The sequence below is a fragment of the Actinacidiphila epipremni genome (assembly GCF_012034175.1).
In the GTDB taxonomy this organism is placed as follows: domain Bacteria; phylum Actinomycetota; class Actinomycetes; order Streptomycetales; family Streptomycetaceae; genus Actinacidiphila; species Actinacidiphila epipremni.
In genome coordinates, this window is sequence record NZ_JAATEJ010000094.1 from 1 (window position 1) to 333 (window position 333).

The 333-nt window shown below is 68.2% G+C and carries 1 protein-coding gene; it reads left to right on the top strand.

Translation table 11 applies throughout. From position 1 onward, the window contains the following. Positions 1 to 101 precede the first annotated feature (101 nt). Positions 102 to 332 carry a cellulose binding domain-containing protein gene (locus HCN08_RS34605; protein ID WP_322974860.1) on the top strand — a complete coding sequence of 77 codons (231 nt, stop codon included), beginning with the start codon at positions 102 to 104 and terminating at the stop codon, positions 330 to 332. Position 333 lies beyond the last annotated feature (1 nt).

Genomic DNA, 333 nt, shown 5'->3' on the forward strand with positions numbered 1-333 from the left:
CGTCGGGTTCGACGGGTGGTACTCCGCCGCCGAGTGCGGGGTGCTCGGCGACGTATCGGACGGTCAGTTCGTGGCAGGGCGGGTATCAGGCCGAGGTGACGGTGAAGAACACCGGTAGCTCGTCGATCTCGGGGTGGAAGGTGTCGTGGACGCAGCCGTCCGGGAGCACGATCACCCAGATGTGGAATGCCACGCAGGGCAGTTCGGGTGCGCTGACCACGGCGACGAACGCCTCGTACAACGGTGCTCTGGGCGGCGGGGCCAGTACCACCTTCGGCTACACCGCCAACGGGACCGCGGGCAACCCCGCCCTCAGCTGCACCTCCAGCTGAC